Source organism: Lysinibacillus sp. COL-1 (genome assembly GCF_059814265.1).
Genome location: NZ_JCAWSJ010000004.1, coordinates 926197 through 945430, shown reverse-complemented (window position 1 = coordinate 945430; position 19234 = coordinate 926197). Strand labels below are relative to the sequence as shown.

Genomic DNA, 19234 nt, shown 5'->3' with positions numbered 1-19234 from the left:
TGTCTCCCTATTTCAGTTGGCGTCTTCATTGCAAAAAACATCGGCTAAATCAAGATCAATCTAACAACGCGAAATCACTTGATGCTTTTTCACATTTAAATAAATTAGTGTTGAAGATAGTGTAAGCCAATTGTTTTTGATAAGCTTTAAAAAAACAATTTGTTTCATCTTTCGTTTCATTAACTTAACCTTTAATACGTCTGGATAAGCCTTTAAAAAGGATTGAATCTCATACTTCATCTCTTGTGCAGTAGCACTTTGATGAAGAATAATCAATAGCCCCTCCAATTGGTAATTCAGAAAGCTATTTTTCACTTCCGCATAAACCTCGCCATCCTGTAATTCCTTCAAAAGCTTTTTATACAATACATCATAATTGTGTCGTAAATGGACCATGGCTTTTTTTGTTAAGGAGCTTTCATTCGTCACATTATAATAATAAAGCTGTCTTGGAACATAACAGATGGACTGATTTTGTATGACAGCCCTTGTCAGAAACACTGTATCCTCTGCAAAGCTCATCGCTTCATCAAACCGTAGCCTATGGAAATCTAAAAAGGATTTTTTATACAATTTACAGCTGGCAAAACCAAAATGTGTTTCCCCTATTTCAGTAAATAATTTGTGTAAACAATCAATGGCACTGTAAGTACAGTAGCTGTTGGATGGATAATATAACGACCTGCTGCCCTCCGCTGCTTGCCAAAATAAATCACATTTTGCAATAGCAGAGCCTGTCAGCTTACATGCTTGATACAATTCTTCAAGCATCGTTAGCTCTAGCCAATCATCTGCATCAACAAAGGTAACATATTGACCGTTGGCATGGTCTATTCCAACATTTCTTGCTTTACTAACACCACTATTGGCATTCGTAAAAATGGTCATACGTGCATCAATTTGTGCAAACTTTTGTAAGATCGTTAATGATTGATCTTCACTGCCATCATTAATGACAATTATCTCAATATCCTTTAATGTTTGCTGACAAATGCTTGTTAAACATTTCTCCAAATAGGGCTCAGCATTGTAAACAGGTACAATAACGCTCACTAAGATTTTGGACGCCAAAATATTGCGCCTCCTTTACGAAAAAGCTCTAGCCACTTTGATTTTTGTTTTTTCGTCAAAGCAATACAAAATAGACTGATACCTGCCAGTAGCGTGTAGTAAAAAATAGATAGGCTAATAGATAGCCAAGTAACTGAAGGTTTTGTTAGTTCCCATAAAAGTTCACTACAGCAAATAGCAACAACAAAGGCCAGTACTAGCCTGCCAATAGTTCGCCAAAACCTAAAGATATCCAAGCCAATTTTCTTGTGGTAATACGTATTCATAATCACTACATTTCCAATAAATAATGAACAAGCTGTAACAATCGCGGTACCGATTTTGCCATAAAAGTAAATAGCCGGTATTGATACAAAAATATTTACAACGGCAACAATGATTAATAAAATGGTTCTAAATTTAAACAAATTTTTTGCCTTCAACACATTAAGACCTAGATTTTGTATGAGATCAATACTAAACGGCACCATAATAATGAGGACAATCGCATAAATGGCAATAAACTCTTGACCTAGCCATAATACTAGAAACTCTTGACCAAAAAGAAAAAAGCCCCCTAATATATAGCCCACAACTAAAAATTGAATCGCGCCAACTTTTACGAATAGCTGATTTATTTCTACTAAGCCATCTTCTTTTGTCACTAGCATAGAAATACGAGGTAAAAACAATCCGCTAATCGCTAAAGCCAGTGACATAAAGATCAACACAATTTGAATCGCTACTGCATAGATGGCAACATCCTCGGTCCCCTTAAATATGCCTAATAACACTTGATCTGTTTGCCAATAAATTTTATCAACTATCACAGTAATAAAAATAAAAAATGAATAGATGAAAATTTCCTTTATGAGAGTTGTATTTTGGAGACTAAATGTGAATTGGATGGACAGCACCTTCATGCAATAAATGGCATCTAACAGTAAAAAAAGTATGTTGTAAATAGCAATAATATAGATCAATGTCACCGCATCTGTTCCCTGTAAAAGAAAAAACAACATTGTCAGGGGCTGCACAATCACCTGTAATAATGTCGTTAATTTAATAAAAATAAATTTTTCATATGCTTGTAAGATGGAAGTGAAGACACCTAGCGGAAATTGCATTGCTAAACTAATCGTCATTATAAAGCCCATTAACCTGGCCTTTTCTAATTGTTCCCCAGATAAGCTTTGCCCAAAAATAATATCCACATGAGAAAATAAGAAAAATCCTATTAATAAAGTAAGACAGCCGATACCAACAAATAATTTCAGAAAAAATCCATTTAATGCTGCTTCTAATGTTGGATCTGCTGCTGCTCGATTTCTAGCAATATAGCGTACAATAGCATTACCTAACCCCAAATCTAAAATGGAGAGATAACCTACAAGTACAATCATTAAGGAATATAGACCAAATTCTTTCTGACCAAGGAGTGATATCATAATAGGTGTGAAAATGAGTGAAGAGAGCATTGTACAGCCGATTGTTATATAAGAAAGAATGGCTCCAATCTTTATTTCTTTCATGAGCACACCTTTCTATTAGTTAGGATGGACTTTCCTTTAGAATTGCTGGATATAATGATTGATATTGCGCAACAACCTGTTGAATTTGAAAATTTGCTAACACATGTTCACGACCAAGGTTCGCTTTTTGTGCATATTGCCGTGAACTGTAATTTAAAGCCGTATTAATTCCACTTGCTAAAGCCTCTGCATCCTTGGCAGCTACAACCTCACCACTATTCCCGACCAAATAAGCACAATCTCCAACATTCGTTGTGACACAGCATGTGCCGCTTGCCAATGCCTCCACTAGCACATTCGGTAGCCCCTCTCCTACTGAGGATAAAACGAATACATCAGCTGCTGCCATTAATTGTGGAATATCCTCTCTACTGCCTAATAAGAACGTCACTTCCTCTAACTGGGCCGACTCAATCAGTTGTAGTAAATCCCTATTGGCATCATCAATTTCAAAGCCTACTAAAAACAAATAAAAATCTTGCCGTTGCTGCCTTAGCTTTTTTACACTAGCCATCAAATTTTCATAATCCTTTAATGGGTCCCATCTGCCAACATGCAATAAAATGGGTTGATTGATGATGTCAAATTGTTCTACAAAATATTGCCTCTTCGTGCTTGGCTGATATTGATCTGTGTTGATGCCATTAACAATGACACGATGCTGCTTACCACTGTAGCCAATCGCTTCATGGATTTCTTTTACTTTTGGTCCACATGAAATAATAGCATCTACACGTTTTGACAATTTTGCACAAAGCTTGGCAATAAAAATTGTCCGGCGTTTATTATCTTGTTTATTGAGATTACTATGGTGAATTCCCCAAATTAATTTCTTTTTTAGCAATATCGCTAGGATATATCCTAGTAAATTAGCATGATACATCCATGTTTGAATAATGTCGCTTTCTTGACATAAACGATAGCAATTCATAAATGCGTTGACACGATTGCTACGCAGATCGCATATCGTTACCTTAATATTTAATTGCTTTTTTATTAACTCACCATACGTTCCCATCTCCGTTAAACAGATGACTTCTACCTCATAACTATCCCGATCCATGTTTTCTAAGAGACGATAAAGCATGGCCTCTGCTCCACCAAGGCCAATGGTCGTGATGATATGCGTAATTTTAATCTTCTTTTGAATAGTCTCATCCTTCGATGTAGTTTCGTTATATGTAGAGCGTGCATAATTTGCTTGCAATCGCTTGTGCATCAAGTCCTTTCATTTTGATATGGTCATGAATCATTTGGTGATCCACTTGACCATTCTGAGTTACAATGGCCTGAAGCCAACTATCAATCTCTCCATGTAGATCTAGATAATGCACTAAACCAATATGTAAATCTACTTCTCTCGGTAAAGAGGAAGAAACAATAGCAGGTGTCCCGCAAACTTGTGCCTCTAAAAGGACAATCCCAAAGCCCTCAAAGTGTGATGGCAGGAGAAATTTATCAAAGAGTTGAAGGAGCGTGAGTATATCTGCACGCTGTCCTAAAAATCGTACACAGTCCTCTACATTTTTTTGTTGGACGAGCTGGTGAATTTCTTGCTCTAAAGGCCCATCCCCTATCAAAAATAGTTGAAAAGGGATACCCCGCTGTTTTAAATAGACGGAGAGTTCAATTAAAAAAGAATGATTTTTCACTGGTACAAAGCGTCCAATATGCCCTAACACTAATTCATCATCTTTTATCCCTAGTTCTTCTCTCCATTTTTTTCTCTCTTCAAATGATATACATTTTACTTTTTGAAGTTCAATTGGGTTTGCTATTACTTCAAAAGGCCTTTTACTAAAGCAAAATTCCCCCGCCTTTTGACTACATGCCACCAATTTCGTTGCATTGTAAACACTTAGTCTTTTCAACAATGCTAACATAATCTTATTGTTCCACTCCTCAGCAACATTCGTATGGCTGTGTAAAACACGGCATTGAACACCCGCTAAACGAGCTGCCAGCAATGTAAAGATTGCTCGATAGCCTGTATGATCGTGAACTGCGTCATATTGTTGCTGCTTTAGGATTCGATAAAGTTTCCTCATATAAGCAAGTGGTCCTTGCTGGGTAATGTATGTTTCGTAAAATATCTTGGAGCCCTGTTGAACTAATGTCTCATGGTATTGCCCTTTATTAAACGATAGAAAATCAAAATGGTACATTGATTTATTCGTATTCGTCCAAATGTCGACAACCATCGATGTAATACCGCCGAAATCTGTTGTTGGAATAATATGCAAAATTTTTTTCAAAGCTATTTTCCATCCTTATTCTTTGCCATAATAATGCTCGTACGTATTGCCCTTGATCTTATAGTTATTCAAGATAACACCTAAAATATTGGCCTTAGAAACTGTTAAGATTGACTTCGATTTGATAACGTCTGCTTGCCCAACCGCCCCTGTATTGACAATTAAAAGGGTGCCATCACATTTATTCGATAAAATTTGTGCGTCCGATAAAAAAAGTAACGGTGGTGCGTCCAAAATAATGATATCGTATATATTTTTCACTTCAGCCAGAAGGGAGGTCATTGTTTCTGAAGCTAATAACTCTGTCGGATTGGGAGGAATTGGCCCACTCGAAATGATATCTACTCCTTCGACGAAAGTTTCTTGAATCACCTCTTGTAGTGCAGATTGCCGTGATAATACTGAGGAAAGCCCTAAAATATTGTCTAGATAGAACGTATGGTGCAAAGTAGGTTTACGCATATCAGCATCTACAATCAGCACGCTTTTACCCTCTTGCGAAAATACCACACCAATATTCGCCGCATTTGTAGATTTTCCCTCGCCAGCAATGGAAGAGGTTACTAAAATCGTCTTCACATCTCGATTAGGCTGTGAAAACTTAATATTTGCGCGAATTGTTCGATATTGCTCTGATGGAATCGACGACATATCGGAAACGGTGATCAGCTTTCGAGCCATTGGTATTTTCTTTGTTTTTCTCTTAAAAAACATTAGGATGGCCCCCTGACCCTCAGTTTTTTTCTCGTCTGTAATTCGATATTACTGACGACCCCAATCACTGGTAATGATAAAATCTCCTCGATATCTTGCTCTGTTTTAATGGTCCTATCAATCGTTTCTAAAAAATACGCTAGCACAATAGCCAAAGCGAAGCCGCAAATAGCAGCTATAATAAGATTCAGCATTTTATTTGGCTTTACTGGTACTGGCTGCTCACTGTTTTGGGCAACAAAAAGAATATTAATATTGTCTACATGCATCAAGACAGGAATTTCCTCTTTAAACACTTCGGCAATTGAATTGGCGATTTTCACTGCATTCTCTTCATCTTTATCCTGTACGCGAATATTCACCACCTGAGAATTATTGGCGCTTGAAACCTCAATTTGCTTCATTAATTCATTTGGTGTCGTATCAAGTGACAGTACATCAATAACCTTCGCTAAAATAACAGGACTTTTAATAATCACATTGTACGTATTAATGAGTCGCAGATCCGTATCAACATTTTGTGCACCTACTAGTTGCTGATTTTCATAGCTTTTTTGATTGACCAATAATTGCGTTTCCGCTTCATATATCGGCGTTTGAATATAATAACTTATCAATATAGCGATGCCCATAGATAGAATCATGAGCATGAGGATGAAGAACCAGCGTTTTAGCAATACTTTTATGAGACTTTGTATTGTCATTTCTTCATTCACAAATGGATCCCCTCCTAATAGGCAAATCGTGCACAATATTAATAAAGTATATTAAACAAGCCTACTGGTTATTCGGACAAAGTCGCGCTTTTGCCCCTATCCCTCATACTTCCACTTACAACAAATACAAGGAGATGAAGCATATTAAAATAAAGTATTTCAAATGTAGAAACCCCTAATACGGCAACCACGACCAAGGCTGTAAAAACGATAAGCTGTTCATTCATCTGACGATAACCCTTGGCAATGGCAAAAAGAAACAAACAGTAGCTAACCAGTGCCAGCAAGCCTGCCTCCTGTAAAATATTAATCAATGTATTATGTGCATGGGAAACACCTATAGACCACAATGATTCAACACCGTGTCCCCAAAAATGAAAATGCTCAAAAACATATTGCCAAATTTCAAGGCGACCATCTGTTATGTTCGTAGATTTTTTCTCCATTTTTAATAGAATACTTTGTACCGCCTCTTGCATCATGTCCATTTTCATCATCACCATTACTACAACTACACCTAAACATGTAAACAATGTGACCAACTTTATGAAGGGCAGGAAGGTTTTGTTCATGCTTTTAACAATCCAAACCATGACAACAACTGTGGCAAGAGCAACGGTTAATAATGATGTACGCGCATTTGATAGCAAAATAACATACAAACTAATTAAATAGACGACCGTATAAAGTATAAAAGACAGCATGTATTTTACCTTTTGTTGCCCATGTAACATCTGTATTGTCACGTTATACAGTTTCATTAATACTACTATCACTAAACCAATCATAGAAAACCCCATTGTATTTGGATTTTCAAATACACCAGCAAAAGCTTCAAACATATAATGTGCTTGCTGAAAACATAGCATTAAAAATGGGATATAGGCGATTAGCACACTATTTAACACGATTTCTAATACTTGTGCTTTCACAAGATCATTAAAAAAAATAGAAACAGCTATAAACAGGCACATCAATTGTAAACTGTTTTTCAATAAAATCATGTCCTGATTCATACCTGCTGCTATGACACAAAAAAATGTATACAGACTAAAGAAAACACAGGCTTGTACATTGTGAATATGTATTTTTTTATGCAGGAGTACAGATATCACTATGATGAACAAGCCGATTACTAAAGATAATTTATGATAAATACCAGCGACTGGCTGCATGAGACTCATAAAAATAAGTGTGCTAAACATTAATGTGTAGAATATTTTCATGTGATTGTCACGCTCAAATCCTACAAAGACATATGAAAGAAATACCATCGTTTCCTTAAAGCCATATCATCCAATTCGAGTGGCAAAATTGGCTTATTTGCTAAAATGCTTGCATTATTCGTTAAGAGGCGATTGATCGAATCTCCCTCTTTCTTTCTCTCCAGATATTGCAGTGCTGCTTGATAATAAAAGCATCTTGTGCGTAGATCGTGGGCATCAGAGCCTATCATATGAATGTAATTGGCCCTCACTAAAGCAAGTGATAATCGCTGTACTTCCTTACCATACAATCCGGTTAAACTACCCGCCGTCAATTGTGTAAACACCCCTTGTTGAATGAGGGCATTCAGCTTTTTTGGATTTTCTCTAATAGCCATATTTCGTTCAGGATGGGCCAAAATGGGTTTATAACCCGCTATTTTTAATTGTCTTATCATCTCTACCGTATAGGCGGGGATAGTGCTAGAAGGAAGTTCCAATAAAATATAGTTGGACTTTGCTAATGTATGGAGCTGTTGTTGCTGAAGTAGTGTAGGAAGCTCATCATGTAAGCGTATTTCGTGGCCAGTATGGAGTGTAATTGGTATTTGCTCATGCTGTAACAATTGTTGTAAACTCTTGACTCGCTCTTCGACTTTTTTATATGGGACATGATATTGTGGGTGCATGGCATGGGATGTACAAATGATTTCTGTAATTCCTTCTTTAGCAGCTTGCCTTAACATATTCAAGGAATCTCTTTCATTTTGGGGTCCATCATCTACACCGTATAATACATGTGCATGGAGATCAATCAGGATCATCACATCTTTCATCGTTAATCAAAATATAGCCTTGTTCTTTTTTATGATAAGGGCTCCTTAAACATGACTCTACTGAAAGTAAAAAAGAGGCTCTCTAGATATGAATCTAAAGAAACCTCTAACTTTCAATATTATTTCGCGTACTCCACAGCACGTGTTTCGCGAATGACTGTTACTTTAATATGACCTGGATAGTCTAATTCTTCCTCAATACGTTTGCGGATATCTCGCGCAAGACGATGGGAGGCTAAATCATCAATTTTTTCAGGTTGTACAATAATTCGAATTTCGCGTCCAGCTTGAATTGCATAAGATTTTTCTACGCCATCATAGCTTTCTGAAATTTCCTCTAACTTTTCAAGTCTGCGGATATAGTTTTCAAGTGTTTCACTACGTGCTCCTGGACGAGCTGCTGATAATGCATCAGCTGCTGCGACTAATACCGCAATGACAGATGTTGCTTCTGTATCACCATGATGCGAAGCAATACTGTTAATAACGACTGGATGTTCCTTATATTTCGTTGCTAATTCCACACCGATTTCAACGTGGCTACCTTCAACTTCATGGTCAATTGCTTTCCCAATATCATGTAATAAACCTGCGCGACGAGCTAATGCTACATCTTCACCAAGTTCAGCAGCAAGTAATCCTGCTAAATGTGCGACTTCAATTGAATGTTTTAGGACGTTTTGTCCATAGCTTGTACGATATTTCATGCGGCCTAAAATTTTCATTAAATCCGGATGTAAGTTATGAATACCAATTTCAAATGTAGTTTGCTCACCTGTTTCGCGAATTTGTTCATCCACTTCACGACGAGCTTTTTCCACCATTTCCTCAATGCGAGCTGGGTGAATGCGACCATCTTGTACAAGTTTTTCAAGTGCAAGTCGAGCCGTTTCACGGCGAATTGGGTCAAAGCCTGATAAAATAACGGCTTCTGGCGTATCATCAATAATTAAATCAATGCCTGTTAACGTTTCCAAAGTACGGATATTACGGCCTTCTCGACCAATAATACGACCTTTCATTTCATCATTCGGCAAGTTCACAACAGAGACAGTTGTTTCTGCTACGTGATCTGCAGCAAAGCGTTGTAGTGCTAATGATAAAATTTCACGTGCTTTTTTATCTGAGTCTTCTTTTGCACGTGTTTCAGCTTCCTTCGTCATCACAGCTATATCAGTTGTCAGTTCTTTTTCTACTTCATTGAGGATAATTGATTTAGCTTCTTCTCTAGTTAAAGCAGAAATACGTTCTAACTCTGTTTTCTGTGATGCAACGAGCTCATCCACTTTGCTCTCCATCTGTTCAATATGCTGTTGTCTTTCAGCTAGAGCTTGTTCTTTACGCTCTAAGCTTGCTTCTCTCTTATTTAGAGCATCATCCTTGCGATCAAGATTCTCTTCTCTTTGCAATAAACGGTTCTCTTGTTTTTGAAGTTCTAAACGACGTTCACGAATGTCATTTTCGGCTTCAGTACGAAATTTGTGAGTTTCATCTTTGGCTTCAAGTAGTGCTTCTTTCTTCATTGCCTCCGCTTCTCGTTTTCCTTCTTCAACGATTGTTTCAGCGACATGTTTAGCACCAGTGATTTTTGAGTCATTCACTTTTTTCATGTAGATATAGCTAACAGCGGCACCAACGATGAGTCCAAGCAAAGCGGAGATGATAGTAATTCCATCCATATGAACACCTCCTCTTGCTATTTGGGTATTACAGTTTCAGTCGGCGCATACATCTATGTCACTTTGGCAAAAATGTGCTAGATTTTACTTGTGCAAAATCCGTTTTATTAGCCAAAGCTTTCGCTTCATTCAGTAGGTGTTTAGACATCTATTGAAAAGGAACAACAACCACCCATAACAAGGAAATCTTAAAAAGTGTAATGTCCATTTCACTATAAACATTTGCTAAATGAAGACAAAATGTACTGCCTATTTAAAGTCATAATTCAGAAATTATACATATTTAATTGTATAGCTAGCCTCAAACTCTGTCAAGGTTAGTCAGGCGTCTGCTCGCCCCATCGGATAAAAAAAAGTAAGTCCTATCCATTCAGTGAATTTTTTCCCTATTACTTTTACACTAGAAAAAAATTCACCTTCAAAACAATTACCATAAAAACAGTACATTAGAAATAACACGTCTAAGGCTTAGAGCCTCTCTCTTATTATGTGTAAAAATTGAAGATTATAGACAAAAAAATGCATTGTCCCCTTAAATAAAGCGGGAACAATGCAATCGTTTATTTTTCTTCTTCAAGAAGCAACATTAATTCGTCATCCATCTCTTCTTCATCATGTGCTGCAATTGTATAAGAAGAAGCCGCGATACCATAAGAAGCTCGAATTTTATTAGCGATTTCTTCTAAAACAGCGACATTTTCTTTTAAATACTGTTTAGCATTTTCTCGACCTTGACCTAGACGTTCGTCACCATATGCATACCAAGAACCACTTTTTTGCACAATATCTAATTCTACACCTAAATCAACTGTTTCGCCTTCTTTAGAAATTCCTTCTCCATACATAATATCTACCTCAGCTGTACGGAAAGGTGGCGCTACTTTATTTTTAACAATTTTAATTTTTGTACGGTTACCAACAATATCATTACCTTGTTTAATTGCTTCTGCACGACGCACTTCTAAACGGACAGAGCTATAGAATTTCAGCGCACGTCCACCTGGTGTTGTTTCTGGGTTTCCGAACATGACACCAATTTTTTCACGAATTTGGTTAATGAAAATAGCAATCGTTTTTGATTTATTAATCGAACCTGAAAGCTTACGTAATGCTTGGGACATCAAACGTGCTTGTAAGCCGACATGAGAGTCACCCATATCGCCTTCAATTTCTGCTTTTGGCACTAAGGCAGCGACAGAGTCAATAACAATAATATCAATAGCACCACTACGCACTAATGCTTCTGCAATTTCAAGTGCTTGCTCCCCTGTATCTGGCTGTGATAATAATAGCTCATCAATATTAACACCTAATTTTTGTGCATAGATTGGGTCTAATGCATGCTCTGCATCGATAAATGCTGCTTGTCCACCTGTTGCCTGCACTTCTGCAATAGCATGTAGAGCAACTGTTGTTTTACCAGATGATTCAGGACCATATACTTCGATAATACGTCCACGTGGATAACCACCTACGCCTAATGCTGCATCAAGTGCTAGCGAACCACTTGAAGATGTCGCAATTTCTAAATCGGTTCTTTCACCAAGTTTCATGATGGAACCTTTACCAAAATTCTTTTCAATTTGTTTTAGAGCCTGTTCTAAGGCTGCTTTACGATCACTCATTCATTTTCCTCCTTCGAAAACTGTTCACTGTTTTTATCTATCTCTACTATACTTGTTTTTAAGAAAACGCGCAAGAAAAAAGCGAACATTTATTCGATTTTTCTTCAAAATAAAAATTTGGATAGTTTTCCTCTACCCAAATTTCTATTTCACTCTATTTAATATCGTTTTGTATAACCGCGTTCTTCTAAAAACTGCATTAAATAATGACATGTAAATTTCACCGCACGTAGTCGATTTGTATTTCGCATGCCTGATAAATGCAGTAAATAAGTAAGTGGCTCCTCATCATTGATAGCAATACCAATCCAAACCGTACCTACTGGCTGGTGATCATGCGCTGTCGGACCAGCCTCTCCTGTAAGACCAATTCCAATATTAGTAGCAAACTTTTCGCGAACAGCACTTGCCATTGCCGCCGCACACTCACTGCTAACGACACCATGTGTATCAATTAATTCTTTTGAAATGCCAAGCTGTTTTATCTTTGCATCAGCAGCATAGGTAACAACGCCACCAATCAGTGCATTGCCTACCCCAGGAATTTCCGCAAGCTCAGATTGAAATAACCCAGCTGTTAAACTTTCTGCGGCAGCAATGGTTAACTGATTATCAAGTAGCATTTCTACCGTTTTAGAGGCAAGAGAGTCGTCATCTACACCATATTGATAATCTCCCACAAGTGCCTGTATCTCAGCAACCTTTGTAGCTATAAGCTGTTGAGCTTCCTGCTCTGTAGCCGCTTTAGTTGTAACACGTAATGTTACTTCTCCATCAGAGGCAAGTGGGGCAACTGTAGGATTTGTTTGGGCATCTAGAATATCTTGAACTCGTACTTCAAGCTCTGCTTCACCAATCCCATAGAAACGCATCACATGTGATGCAATGATCCCTCCATCATTAAGCATCGCAGCAAGCTTTGGTTTCGCTTCAAATTGAAACATAGGTTCCAGCTCTTTTGGTGGTCCTGGAAGTAAAATATAGGTGCGGTCATTTTTTGTGAAAATCATACCTGGCGCCATTCCATGGTGGTTGGCTAGCACTTCACTGCCAGCTAAAATTAATGCCTGTTTCCGATTATTCTCCGTCATTGGACGTCCTCGTTTGGCAAAAAATTGCTCAATATACGTTAATGCTACATCATCAGACTCAAGCGAAACACCAAGATGACGAGCAATCGTTTCCTTCGTTAAATCATCTTTCGTAGGTCCAAGTCCTCCCGAAAAAATAATTAAATCGGCACGAGTCTCCGCCACTTCAATAGCCTGTTCTAAACGTTTCGTATTATCGCCTACTACAGTATGATAAAAAACGTTGATACCAAGCTCGGATAATTGACTTGAGATAAATCTCGCATTTGTATTCGTAATTTGACCTAATAATAGTTCTGAGCCAACCGCAAGAATTTCAGCATTCATGATTCACAAGACCTTTCTTATTTAGACTCAAGTAAAACACGTCGATTTAGATAGAAATAATCCCACCCAGACCAAAGCGTAAAGAACAATGCAATATAGAGCATGATCGTATCAAATGGAATACCAAACAGTGTAAAGATTGTATTGTGTAAAAGAGCAGCTGCAATCGCTACAATTTGTGCCCAAGTTTTGATTTTACCGAGCTGATTAGCAGCAACAACTTCTCCCTCACCTGCCAAAATCAAACGTAAGCCAGTTACGGCAAATTCACGGCTAATAATAATGATGATTACCCAGGCAGGTGCCATATCAAGTTCTACCATTAAAATGAAGGCTGCTGAAACCAGTAATTTATCAGCTAAGGGATCTAAAAATTTCCCAAATGTTGTCACAAGATTATACTTACGTGCATAATAACCATCCACCCAATCTGTTGTTGAAGCAAAGATAAAAATAAGTGCACCTATAAAATGGTGGATCGGCATCTCAGCGCCAAATAGTGTCAAAGTTCCCCAGTGGAAATCAAACATCATCACAATGACAAAAAATGGAATAAGCAAAATTCGAGAGATGGTAATTTTATTTGGAATGTTCATTTTTCTAACACCTTTCATGATGAAAGAAAGTAGCCATCACCTGATGACTACTGTTCTTTATTGAAATTGATGACGATATTTTGCGTTACAATCTGCTGTGCATACGGTAGAAGTTCGTCATTAATATAGATTTTAGCCTGCGTTGAATTACCAAGACGGACACGTACATAGTTTTGTGTTGTAGCATCAAACTCAACTACTTCTCCAGCATTATAGACACGTGTGTCCGTTAATAATTCTTGTTGCTGTTGGTTGCGAATACCCACAAATGTAGGACCTGATACTTCGATTTTAATTTTCATTGTATCTGTACCTGTTAAGGTATAAGAAGTCGTCGCCCCATCCGCCTCAACCGTCCCCGCGGAAATTGTTTGCTTCATCTCTTCTGTTTGATCAGTTTGATCTTCATCAGTTGGTGTTTCCTCTGTAGAGTTTGTATCTTCTTTATCTTTTTTCTGTGCATCTTTATTTTCTTTGTCTTTTTTATCCTTTTCACTATCAATTGGTTGAATATTAGTATCATATTCCATTTCAGGAGTAGTATTTTCTACTTCGCTTGTCCCTGAACTATTTTTAGATTGCCATAGTATCCATATGGCCACAATGATTACAACGATAAATAAAGCTACAATGATTTTTGGCATAGCCTCCATCATTTTATTCGAAGGGCCTTTCGTAACTTTTCTTCTACTTGGACTATTCGTCATCGATTGACTTACTTGGTCATTTGGAGTACTCGGTAGTTCTTTTTTATAAGTCTCTAAAATTTCCTCTGCGTTCAAACCAACAGCTTCTGCATACTGCTTAATAAAAGCTCGTACATAAAACGAACCAGGCATAATGGAATAATTGCCTTCTTCAATTCCTACTAAATAACGCTTTTGAATTTTCGTTATTTCTTGTAAATCGTCTAAGCTGTAGCCTTTAGACAGTCTCGCCTCTTTCAGTCGAGTACCTAATTCTGCCACTAATAACACCTACTTTAACATCAAATTAAAAATTAAATCCTCCAAATGAATCGGATTCGGACATGTGATTTTTTTCCATTATTTCATAAGTAATTTCTTCATCCGTGTGATGACGTAATTCAATGATATAATCAAAATCCTCTATTTTATATTCTGAATGCTGCACAAACATATCTGGATGCTCAACAACTTTAATGCAAGGCATATTCATCATTTCACGCACTAATTGCAAATGTCGCTCATCAGATGAACGCCGAGTCACAATACCATCTAAAATAAAAATATTGTTACGACTAAATTCGTCTCCCACAAGTTTATTACGAACAGTTTGTTTAATCATTGTAGACGATAAGAAAATCCATTTTTTATTGGCACAAACACTTGCAGCTACAATGGATTCAGTTTTTCCAACGCGTGGCATACCACGAATACCAATTAGCTTATGTCCTTCTTTTTTAAAAAGCTCTGCCATAAAATCGACTAAAATACCAAGTTCGTCTCTTACGAAGTGGAAAGTGTTTTTTTCGTCTGCATCTCGAGGAATATAACGACCATGCCGAATAGCTAGGCGGTCACGAAGTTTTGGTTGTCGAAATTTGGTTACGTTAATATGTTCCATTGTCGAAACAATTGTACGAAAACGTTCAATCGCCTCATCATTGTCTGTATGCACTAACATACCACGTCGGTCCTCATCGACACCATTTATTGATATAATATTGACACGAAGCATCCCTAAAAGTGAAGCAATATCTCCTAATAATCCAGGGCGATTCACCTGAATTTCATATTCAAAGTACCAATCGCTCAACACACTCGTTCCCTTCCTATTAGTTAACGTAAAAAATCCTTTATAAGTTCCATCATAGCTGATTTTTTATGTAATGGAAAGTTAGAATACATGGAATTACGGCGTTATTTACTAATTTTTTTTGATGCATGTAGATTAGGCTTACATACGTTCCCTTTTTCGTAGATAAATAGCTTTTTTATATAGAAAAAAAGAGGAGATTGGCTCTCCTCTTTTATTTACTGCACATGCTTATTTTGTACAAGCTTAATGACACAATTCGCTAATGCATGCTTCTCATCTTCAGAGGCAACGCCCCATAAATCCGACAGCACTCGCTCTTGTTCGTTTTTAGGATCGACATTTGTCGCTAAATATTCCCCAATTTGGACAGCAGCCGTTTGAATCATTTTCTTCGGCATACCACTCGATTCAGCTTGCATAACGTTTTGTCCTAAAAACGATGTCCATTTTTGCCAGTTTTCTAAAATGGTCATATTTCCTCCTCCTTTACACATGTAGTATGTGCAAAAAAGAATATTATATGTACCAACCGCCATTTAATCGTATGATTTGTCCTGTCACATAATCTGCTTTACCAGACAAATAAAAACGTACCATTTCAGCTACATCCTTTGTCTGACCAATGGTACCTAAAGGAATATCTTCTAAAATATAATTAAGTTCTTCTTGATTTAAATGGCTGTTCATTGACGTATTTATAAACCCTGGAGCAACAGCATTTACTCGAATACGGGATAGTGCCGCTTCTTTTGCATAGGATTTGACAAAAGCATGTTGTGCTCCCTTAACGGTTGCATAAAGTGCCTCACCCGCTGAGCCAGCCTCTCCCCAAATGGAGCCAATGAATAATACATAGCTCACCTCATGCTTACGCAGTTTCTCAGATAGTAAAGCTGTCAGTCGCATTGGATTTTGAACGTGGACACGCCATAAAGCATCCATATCCTCCACTGTTGTATCTTCGAGCAGCGAATAATGTGCCTGCCCATTTGCAAAGACAATGGCCTGCACATTAAAAATTTGCGCGGCTACCATTTCCGCTCCTGTTAAAATAGAAAAATCCCCCTGCACAAGCATAAACTCTTGTGCAGGGAAGGTTTTAGAAAGCGAATCACATAATTTATGTGCCGCATTTTTATTATTCGAATAATGCACATAGATGGACCATCCATCTTCTGCAAGACTTTGACAAATGGCACGACCAATCTCACCTGATGCGCCTAAAACAAGGGCAAATTTTTTCACTGTGCTCCCTGCTTGCTTGGCAAAATTTTAAAGACTGTTTGTTGGGATTCTCCTTGAATAGAAGTAAAGGCTTTGTGTAAATCCTCTATTGTTAATGTTTCAAGAACTGGTACCACATCAAACAAATTCATATCATTAAAGGAATAACGTGTAAATTGGTTTGCGATGAACTCAATCGAATTTAATGCTCGTAGGAAGAAGCCAATTTTTTTACGTTTTATACGTTCCAAACCAGCACTATCCAATTGGCTATTCCCCTCATATTTCACTAATTCTTCTTTTATCGCTTGGGCCAATTTATCAGGCTCTGCTGAATCCGAACCAATCATGGCAAAACCAAAGCCATTTTCTAACGTAAAATCAAATGCATATGTCTCATCGATTAAACCTTCTTCATAGACACGTTCATAAAAATTAGATGTACGGCCAAAAATAAGTTCAAGCGCGATTTGAACAGACAGCTCATGCTTTAACATATCCTGTCCTGATAAATTCGTATCCTTTGCTTTCAAACCAACATAAATTTTCGGCTTTTGTACATCCATATTTAATGTACGTTCTTTAATCGCTACGTCTGTTGGTTCTGTATCAAAGAAACGTTGAATTGGTGTTGGCTCTGGGAACTCTTTTTTACCTTGATTGTCACGAATAAAAGTCATCATTTCCTCTGGCTCTACAGCGCCAATGACAAATAATAACATATTTGAAGGATGATAAAACGTATTGTAGCACGTATATAAATGCTCTGCTGTAATGCCGTCAATCGATTCAATCGTTCCTGCTATATCAATTTTTACAGGATGTTGATGATACATATTTTCAATCGTACCAAAATATAGACGCCAGTCTGGTTGATCATCATACATCGTAATTTCTTGCCCAATAATTCCTTTTTCTTTGTTGACAGTAGCTTCTGTAAAGTATGGCTCTTGCACAAAATTCAATAAAGTTTCTGTGCTCTTATATATATTGTCAGTAGATGAAAATAAATAAGCTGTGCGTGTGAACGACGTAAAGGCATTCGCCGAAGCACCATATTCGCTAAATTTTTGAAAAACATCACCATCTTCTTTTTCGAACATTTTATGCTCTAAAAAGTGTGCAATACCATCTGGCACTGTAATACTTTCCGTTTCACCGATTGGTACAAACGTACGATCAACAGAGCCGTACTTTGTTGTAAATGTTACAAATGTTTTGGAAAAGCCCTTTTTTGGTAAAATATATACATCTAAGCCATTGTCTAGTTTTTCATAGTAAAGTGTTTCATCTAGTTGTTTAAATTCAATTGTTTTCATTGTGCGGCTTGCTCCTTTCCACATAAGAAATAGACCGCTTCAAGCTGCACTTGCTTAGCCATTGCAACAACGTCTTCCTTTGTTACAGCTTTCCACTTATTTGCCCAGGCTTCAACAGAGAATTCCTCAGGTAAATCTTTATATTGGTCAAAAATTTCAATTTGTCCACGCGCAGAATCCAAGGACTCTTTTAGCTGATTTGTCAGCATAGCCTTTGTTTGCTCCAGCTCTAAATCTGTAATGTCTCCAGCCTGCATGACAGCAAGTTGTTCTTTAATTAAAGACAATGCTTTTTCTTCATTTTTAGCTTCAATCCCAGAAACAACAAACAGAAGACCGTAATGCGATGCATAGGAGCTTGATGCGTAATAAGCAAGACTCTCTTTCTCACGCACATTCATAAATAATTTAGCATGAGGATAGCCTCCAAAAATGCCATTAAAAATCTGCATTTTAGCAAAATCAGCATCTCCAAATCGAATAGGCGTGCTAAAGCCAATATGAAGCTTACCTTGTTTCATTTCATGCTGTTCTCTTACGTAATCATTGTCAGGATGCTGTTGTGGTAATACTGCTGGCACTTCCTCTGGTGTGCGATCATTAAATGGTAGCGCTTTTTTTAATTTCGCTACAAGTTCCTCTTCATTAATGTCTCCAGCAACATAAATATCTATTTTATCGTTAGCGAGCATGGATTGGTATGCCTCAAATAAAGAAGCAGGCGTAATTTTTTGAATTTCTTCTACGCTACCATTAGCCGAAATCGATGCAGGCTCGTTTGGTCTCAAGATTTGTTGTAAACGGAACTGAGCAAAACGAGATTTATCATCAAAAATAGATTCAATCCGTTGAATGACTGTTTTCTTCTCCCGTTCTACAATCGATTCCTTAAAGACACCGTTTTCTAAATTAGGCTCAAAAATAGCTGTGTGCAATAAACCAAGTACGTCGTTTAAGACACTTGTATTTGCTAGATAATGATCATTCACAGTCTCCACATTCATTAGCACCGTATGTTCATTACCTCGTTTTGATGTATCAAAATATAAAACAGTACCATATAAATCATCTAAAAAGCTACGGAAAGCAGCAGTTGTTTTATATTTAGCATTACTATGCTGTAGTACATTGGTTAACACTGTACGTTCCGATGCACTTTTAGCAGTTAATGCTCTTCTCCATTTAATCGAAAAATTTACGGTTTTAAATTGGGTTGTTTGTCGGATATGCAAATTGACACCTTTTGCAAAAGGTATTGTTTTAAACATATGAAACCCTCCTAT

Annotated in this window: 18 protein-coding genes; all 18 read right to left on the bottom strand. The window is 37.3% G+C overall.

Going from position 1 to position 19234, the window contains the following annotated elements; genetic code table 11:
* Positions 1-60: 60 nt before the first annotated feature.
* The 18 genes from AC6BKE_RS12780 to yfmF all read right to left on the bottom strand — a co-directional run bounded on the left by AC6BKE_RS12780 (position 61) and on the right by yfmF (position 19219).
* Positions 61-1071, bottom strand: a complete 1011-nt coding sequence (locus AC6BKE_RS12780) for a glycosyltransferase family 2 protein (RefSeq protein ID WP_231745012.1) — start codon at positions 1069-1071, stop codon at positions 61-63.
* Positions 1053-2582 (bottom strand): oligosaccharide flippase family protein, encoded by a 1530-nt coding sequence (locus tag AC6BKE_RS12775; protein WP_499856885.1) that lies wholly within the window; start codon positions 2580-2582, stop codon positions 1053-1055. The genes AC6BKE_RS12780 and AC6BKE_RS12775 overlap by 19 nt, the downstream gene beginning before the upstream one ends.
* Before the next feature lie 19 nt (positions 2583-2601).
* Positions 2602-3801, bottom strand: a complete 1200-nt coding sequence (locus AC6BKE_RS12770; RefSeq protein WP_342535388.1) for a glycosyltransferase — start codon at positions 3799-3801, stop codon at positions 2602-2604.
* On the bottom strand, positions 3758-4837 hold the full coding sequence (locus AC6BKE_RS12765; protein WP_230593792.1) for a glycosyltransferase: 1080 nt from the start codon (positions 4835-4837) through the stop codon (positions 3758-3760). Before AC6BKE_RS12765 ends, AC6BKE_RS12770 begins: the two co-directional genes overlap by 44 nt.
* A 15-nt stretch (positions 4838-4852) precedes the next feature.
* Positions 4853-5551 carry a CpsD/CapB family tyrosine-protein kinase gene (locus AC6BKE_RS12760; protein ID WP_036121265.1) on the bottom strand — a complete coding sequence of 233 codons (699 nt, stop codon included), beginning with the start codon at positions 5549-5551 and terminating at the stop codon, positions 4853-4855.
* Complete coding sequence (locus tag AC6BKE_RS12755) at positions 5551-6267, bottom strand: YveK family protein (protein WP_499856884.1); 717 nt, start codon at positions 6265-6267, stop codon at positions 5551-5553. Before AC6BKE_RS12755 ends, AC6BKE_RS12760 begins: the two co-directional genes overlap by 1 nt.
* A gap of 68 nt (positions 6268-6335) precedes the next feature.
* On the bottom strand, positions 6336-7493 hold the full coding sequence (locus AC6BKE_RS12750) for an O-antigen ligase family protein (protein WP_101966486.1): 1158 nt from the start codon (positions 7491-7493) through the stop codon (positions 6336-6338).
* Between the two features lie 20 nt (positions 7494-7513).
* Positions 7514-8296, bottom strand: coding sequence for a tyrosine-protein phosphatase (locus AC6BKE_RS12745; RefSeq protein ID WP_499856883.1), 783 nt, complete (start codon positions 8294-8296; stop codon positions 7514-7516).
* A gap of 131 nt (positions 8297-8427) precedes the next feature.
* On the bottom strand, positions 8428-9987 hold the full coding sequence (gene rny / locus AC6BKE_RS12740; protein ID WP_036121270.1) for a ribonuclease Y: 1560 nt from the start codon (positions 9985-9987) through the stop codon (positions 8428-8430).
* Positions 9988-10547: 560 nt separating this feature from the next.
* The gene (gene recA, locus AC6BKE_RS12735) at positions 10548-11612 is read right to left on the bottom strand and encodes a recombinase RecA (RefSeq protein WP_036121272.1); all 1065 of its coding nucleotides are present in this window, start codon (positions 11610-11612) and stop codon (positions 10548-10550) included.
* A gap of 158 nt (positions 11613-11770) precedes the next feature.
* On the bottom strand, positions 11771-13030 hold the full coding sequence (locus AC6BKE_RS12730) for a competence/damage-inducible protein A (protein WP_499856882.1): 1260 nt from the start codon (positions 13028-13030) through the stop codon (positions 11771-11773).
* Between the two features lie 17 nt (positions 13031-13047).
* Entirely contained in the window at positions 13048-13626 is a 579-nt protein-coding gene (gene pgsA / locus AC6BKE_RS12725; RefSeq protein ID WP_330493462.1) for a CDP-diacylglycerol--glycerol-3-phosphate 3-phosphatidyltransferase, read from the bottom strand.
* Positions 13627-13673: 47 nt separating this feature from the next.
* Positions 13674-14603, bottom strand: coding sequence for a helix-turn-helix domain-containing protein (locus AC6BKE_RS12720; protein WP_170829781.1), 930 nt, complete (start codon positions 14601-14603; stop codon positions 13674-13676).
* 16 nt (positions 14604-14619) lie between these two features.
* Positions 14620-15405 (bottom strand): DUF3388 domain-containing protein, encoded by a 786-nt coding sequence (locus AC6BKE_RS12715; RefSeq protein ID WP_008178931.1) that lies wholly within the window; start codon positions 15403-15405, stop codon positions 14620-14622.
* Between the two features lie 218 nt (positions 15406-15623).
* Positions 15624-15881 (bottom strand): DUF3243 domain-containing protein, encoded by a 258-nt coding sequence (locus AC6BKE_RS12710; RefSeq protein WP_004224939.1) that lies wholly within the window; start codon positions 15879-15881, stop codon positions 15624-15626.
* 43 nt (positions 15882-15924) lie between these two features.
* Positions 15925-16653 carry an elongation factor P 5-aminopentanone reductase gene (ymfI, locus tag AC6BKE_RS12705; protein WP_036121304.1) on the bottom strand — a complete coding sequence of 243 codons (729 nt, stop codon included), beginning with the start codon at positions 16651-16653 and terminating at the stop codon, positions 15925-15927.
* Positions 16650-17951 (bottom strand): EF-P 5-aminopentanol modification-associated protein YfmH, encoded by a 1302-nt coding sequence (gene yfmH / locus AC6BKE_RS12700; RefSeq protein WP_058843926.1) that lies wholly within the window; start codon positions 17949-17951, stop codon positions 16650-16652. Before yfmH ends, ymfI begins: the two co-directional genes overlap by 4 nt.
* Positions 17948-19219, bottom strand: a complete 1272-nt coding sequence (gene yfmF / locus AC6BKE_RS12695; RefSeq protein ID WP_058843927.1) for an EF-P 5-aminopentanol modification-associated protein YfmF — start codon at positions 19217-19219, stop codon at positions 17948-17950. Before yfmF ends, yfmH begins: the two co-directional genes overlap by 4 nt.
* Positions 19220-19234: the final 15 nt, after the last annotated feature.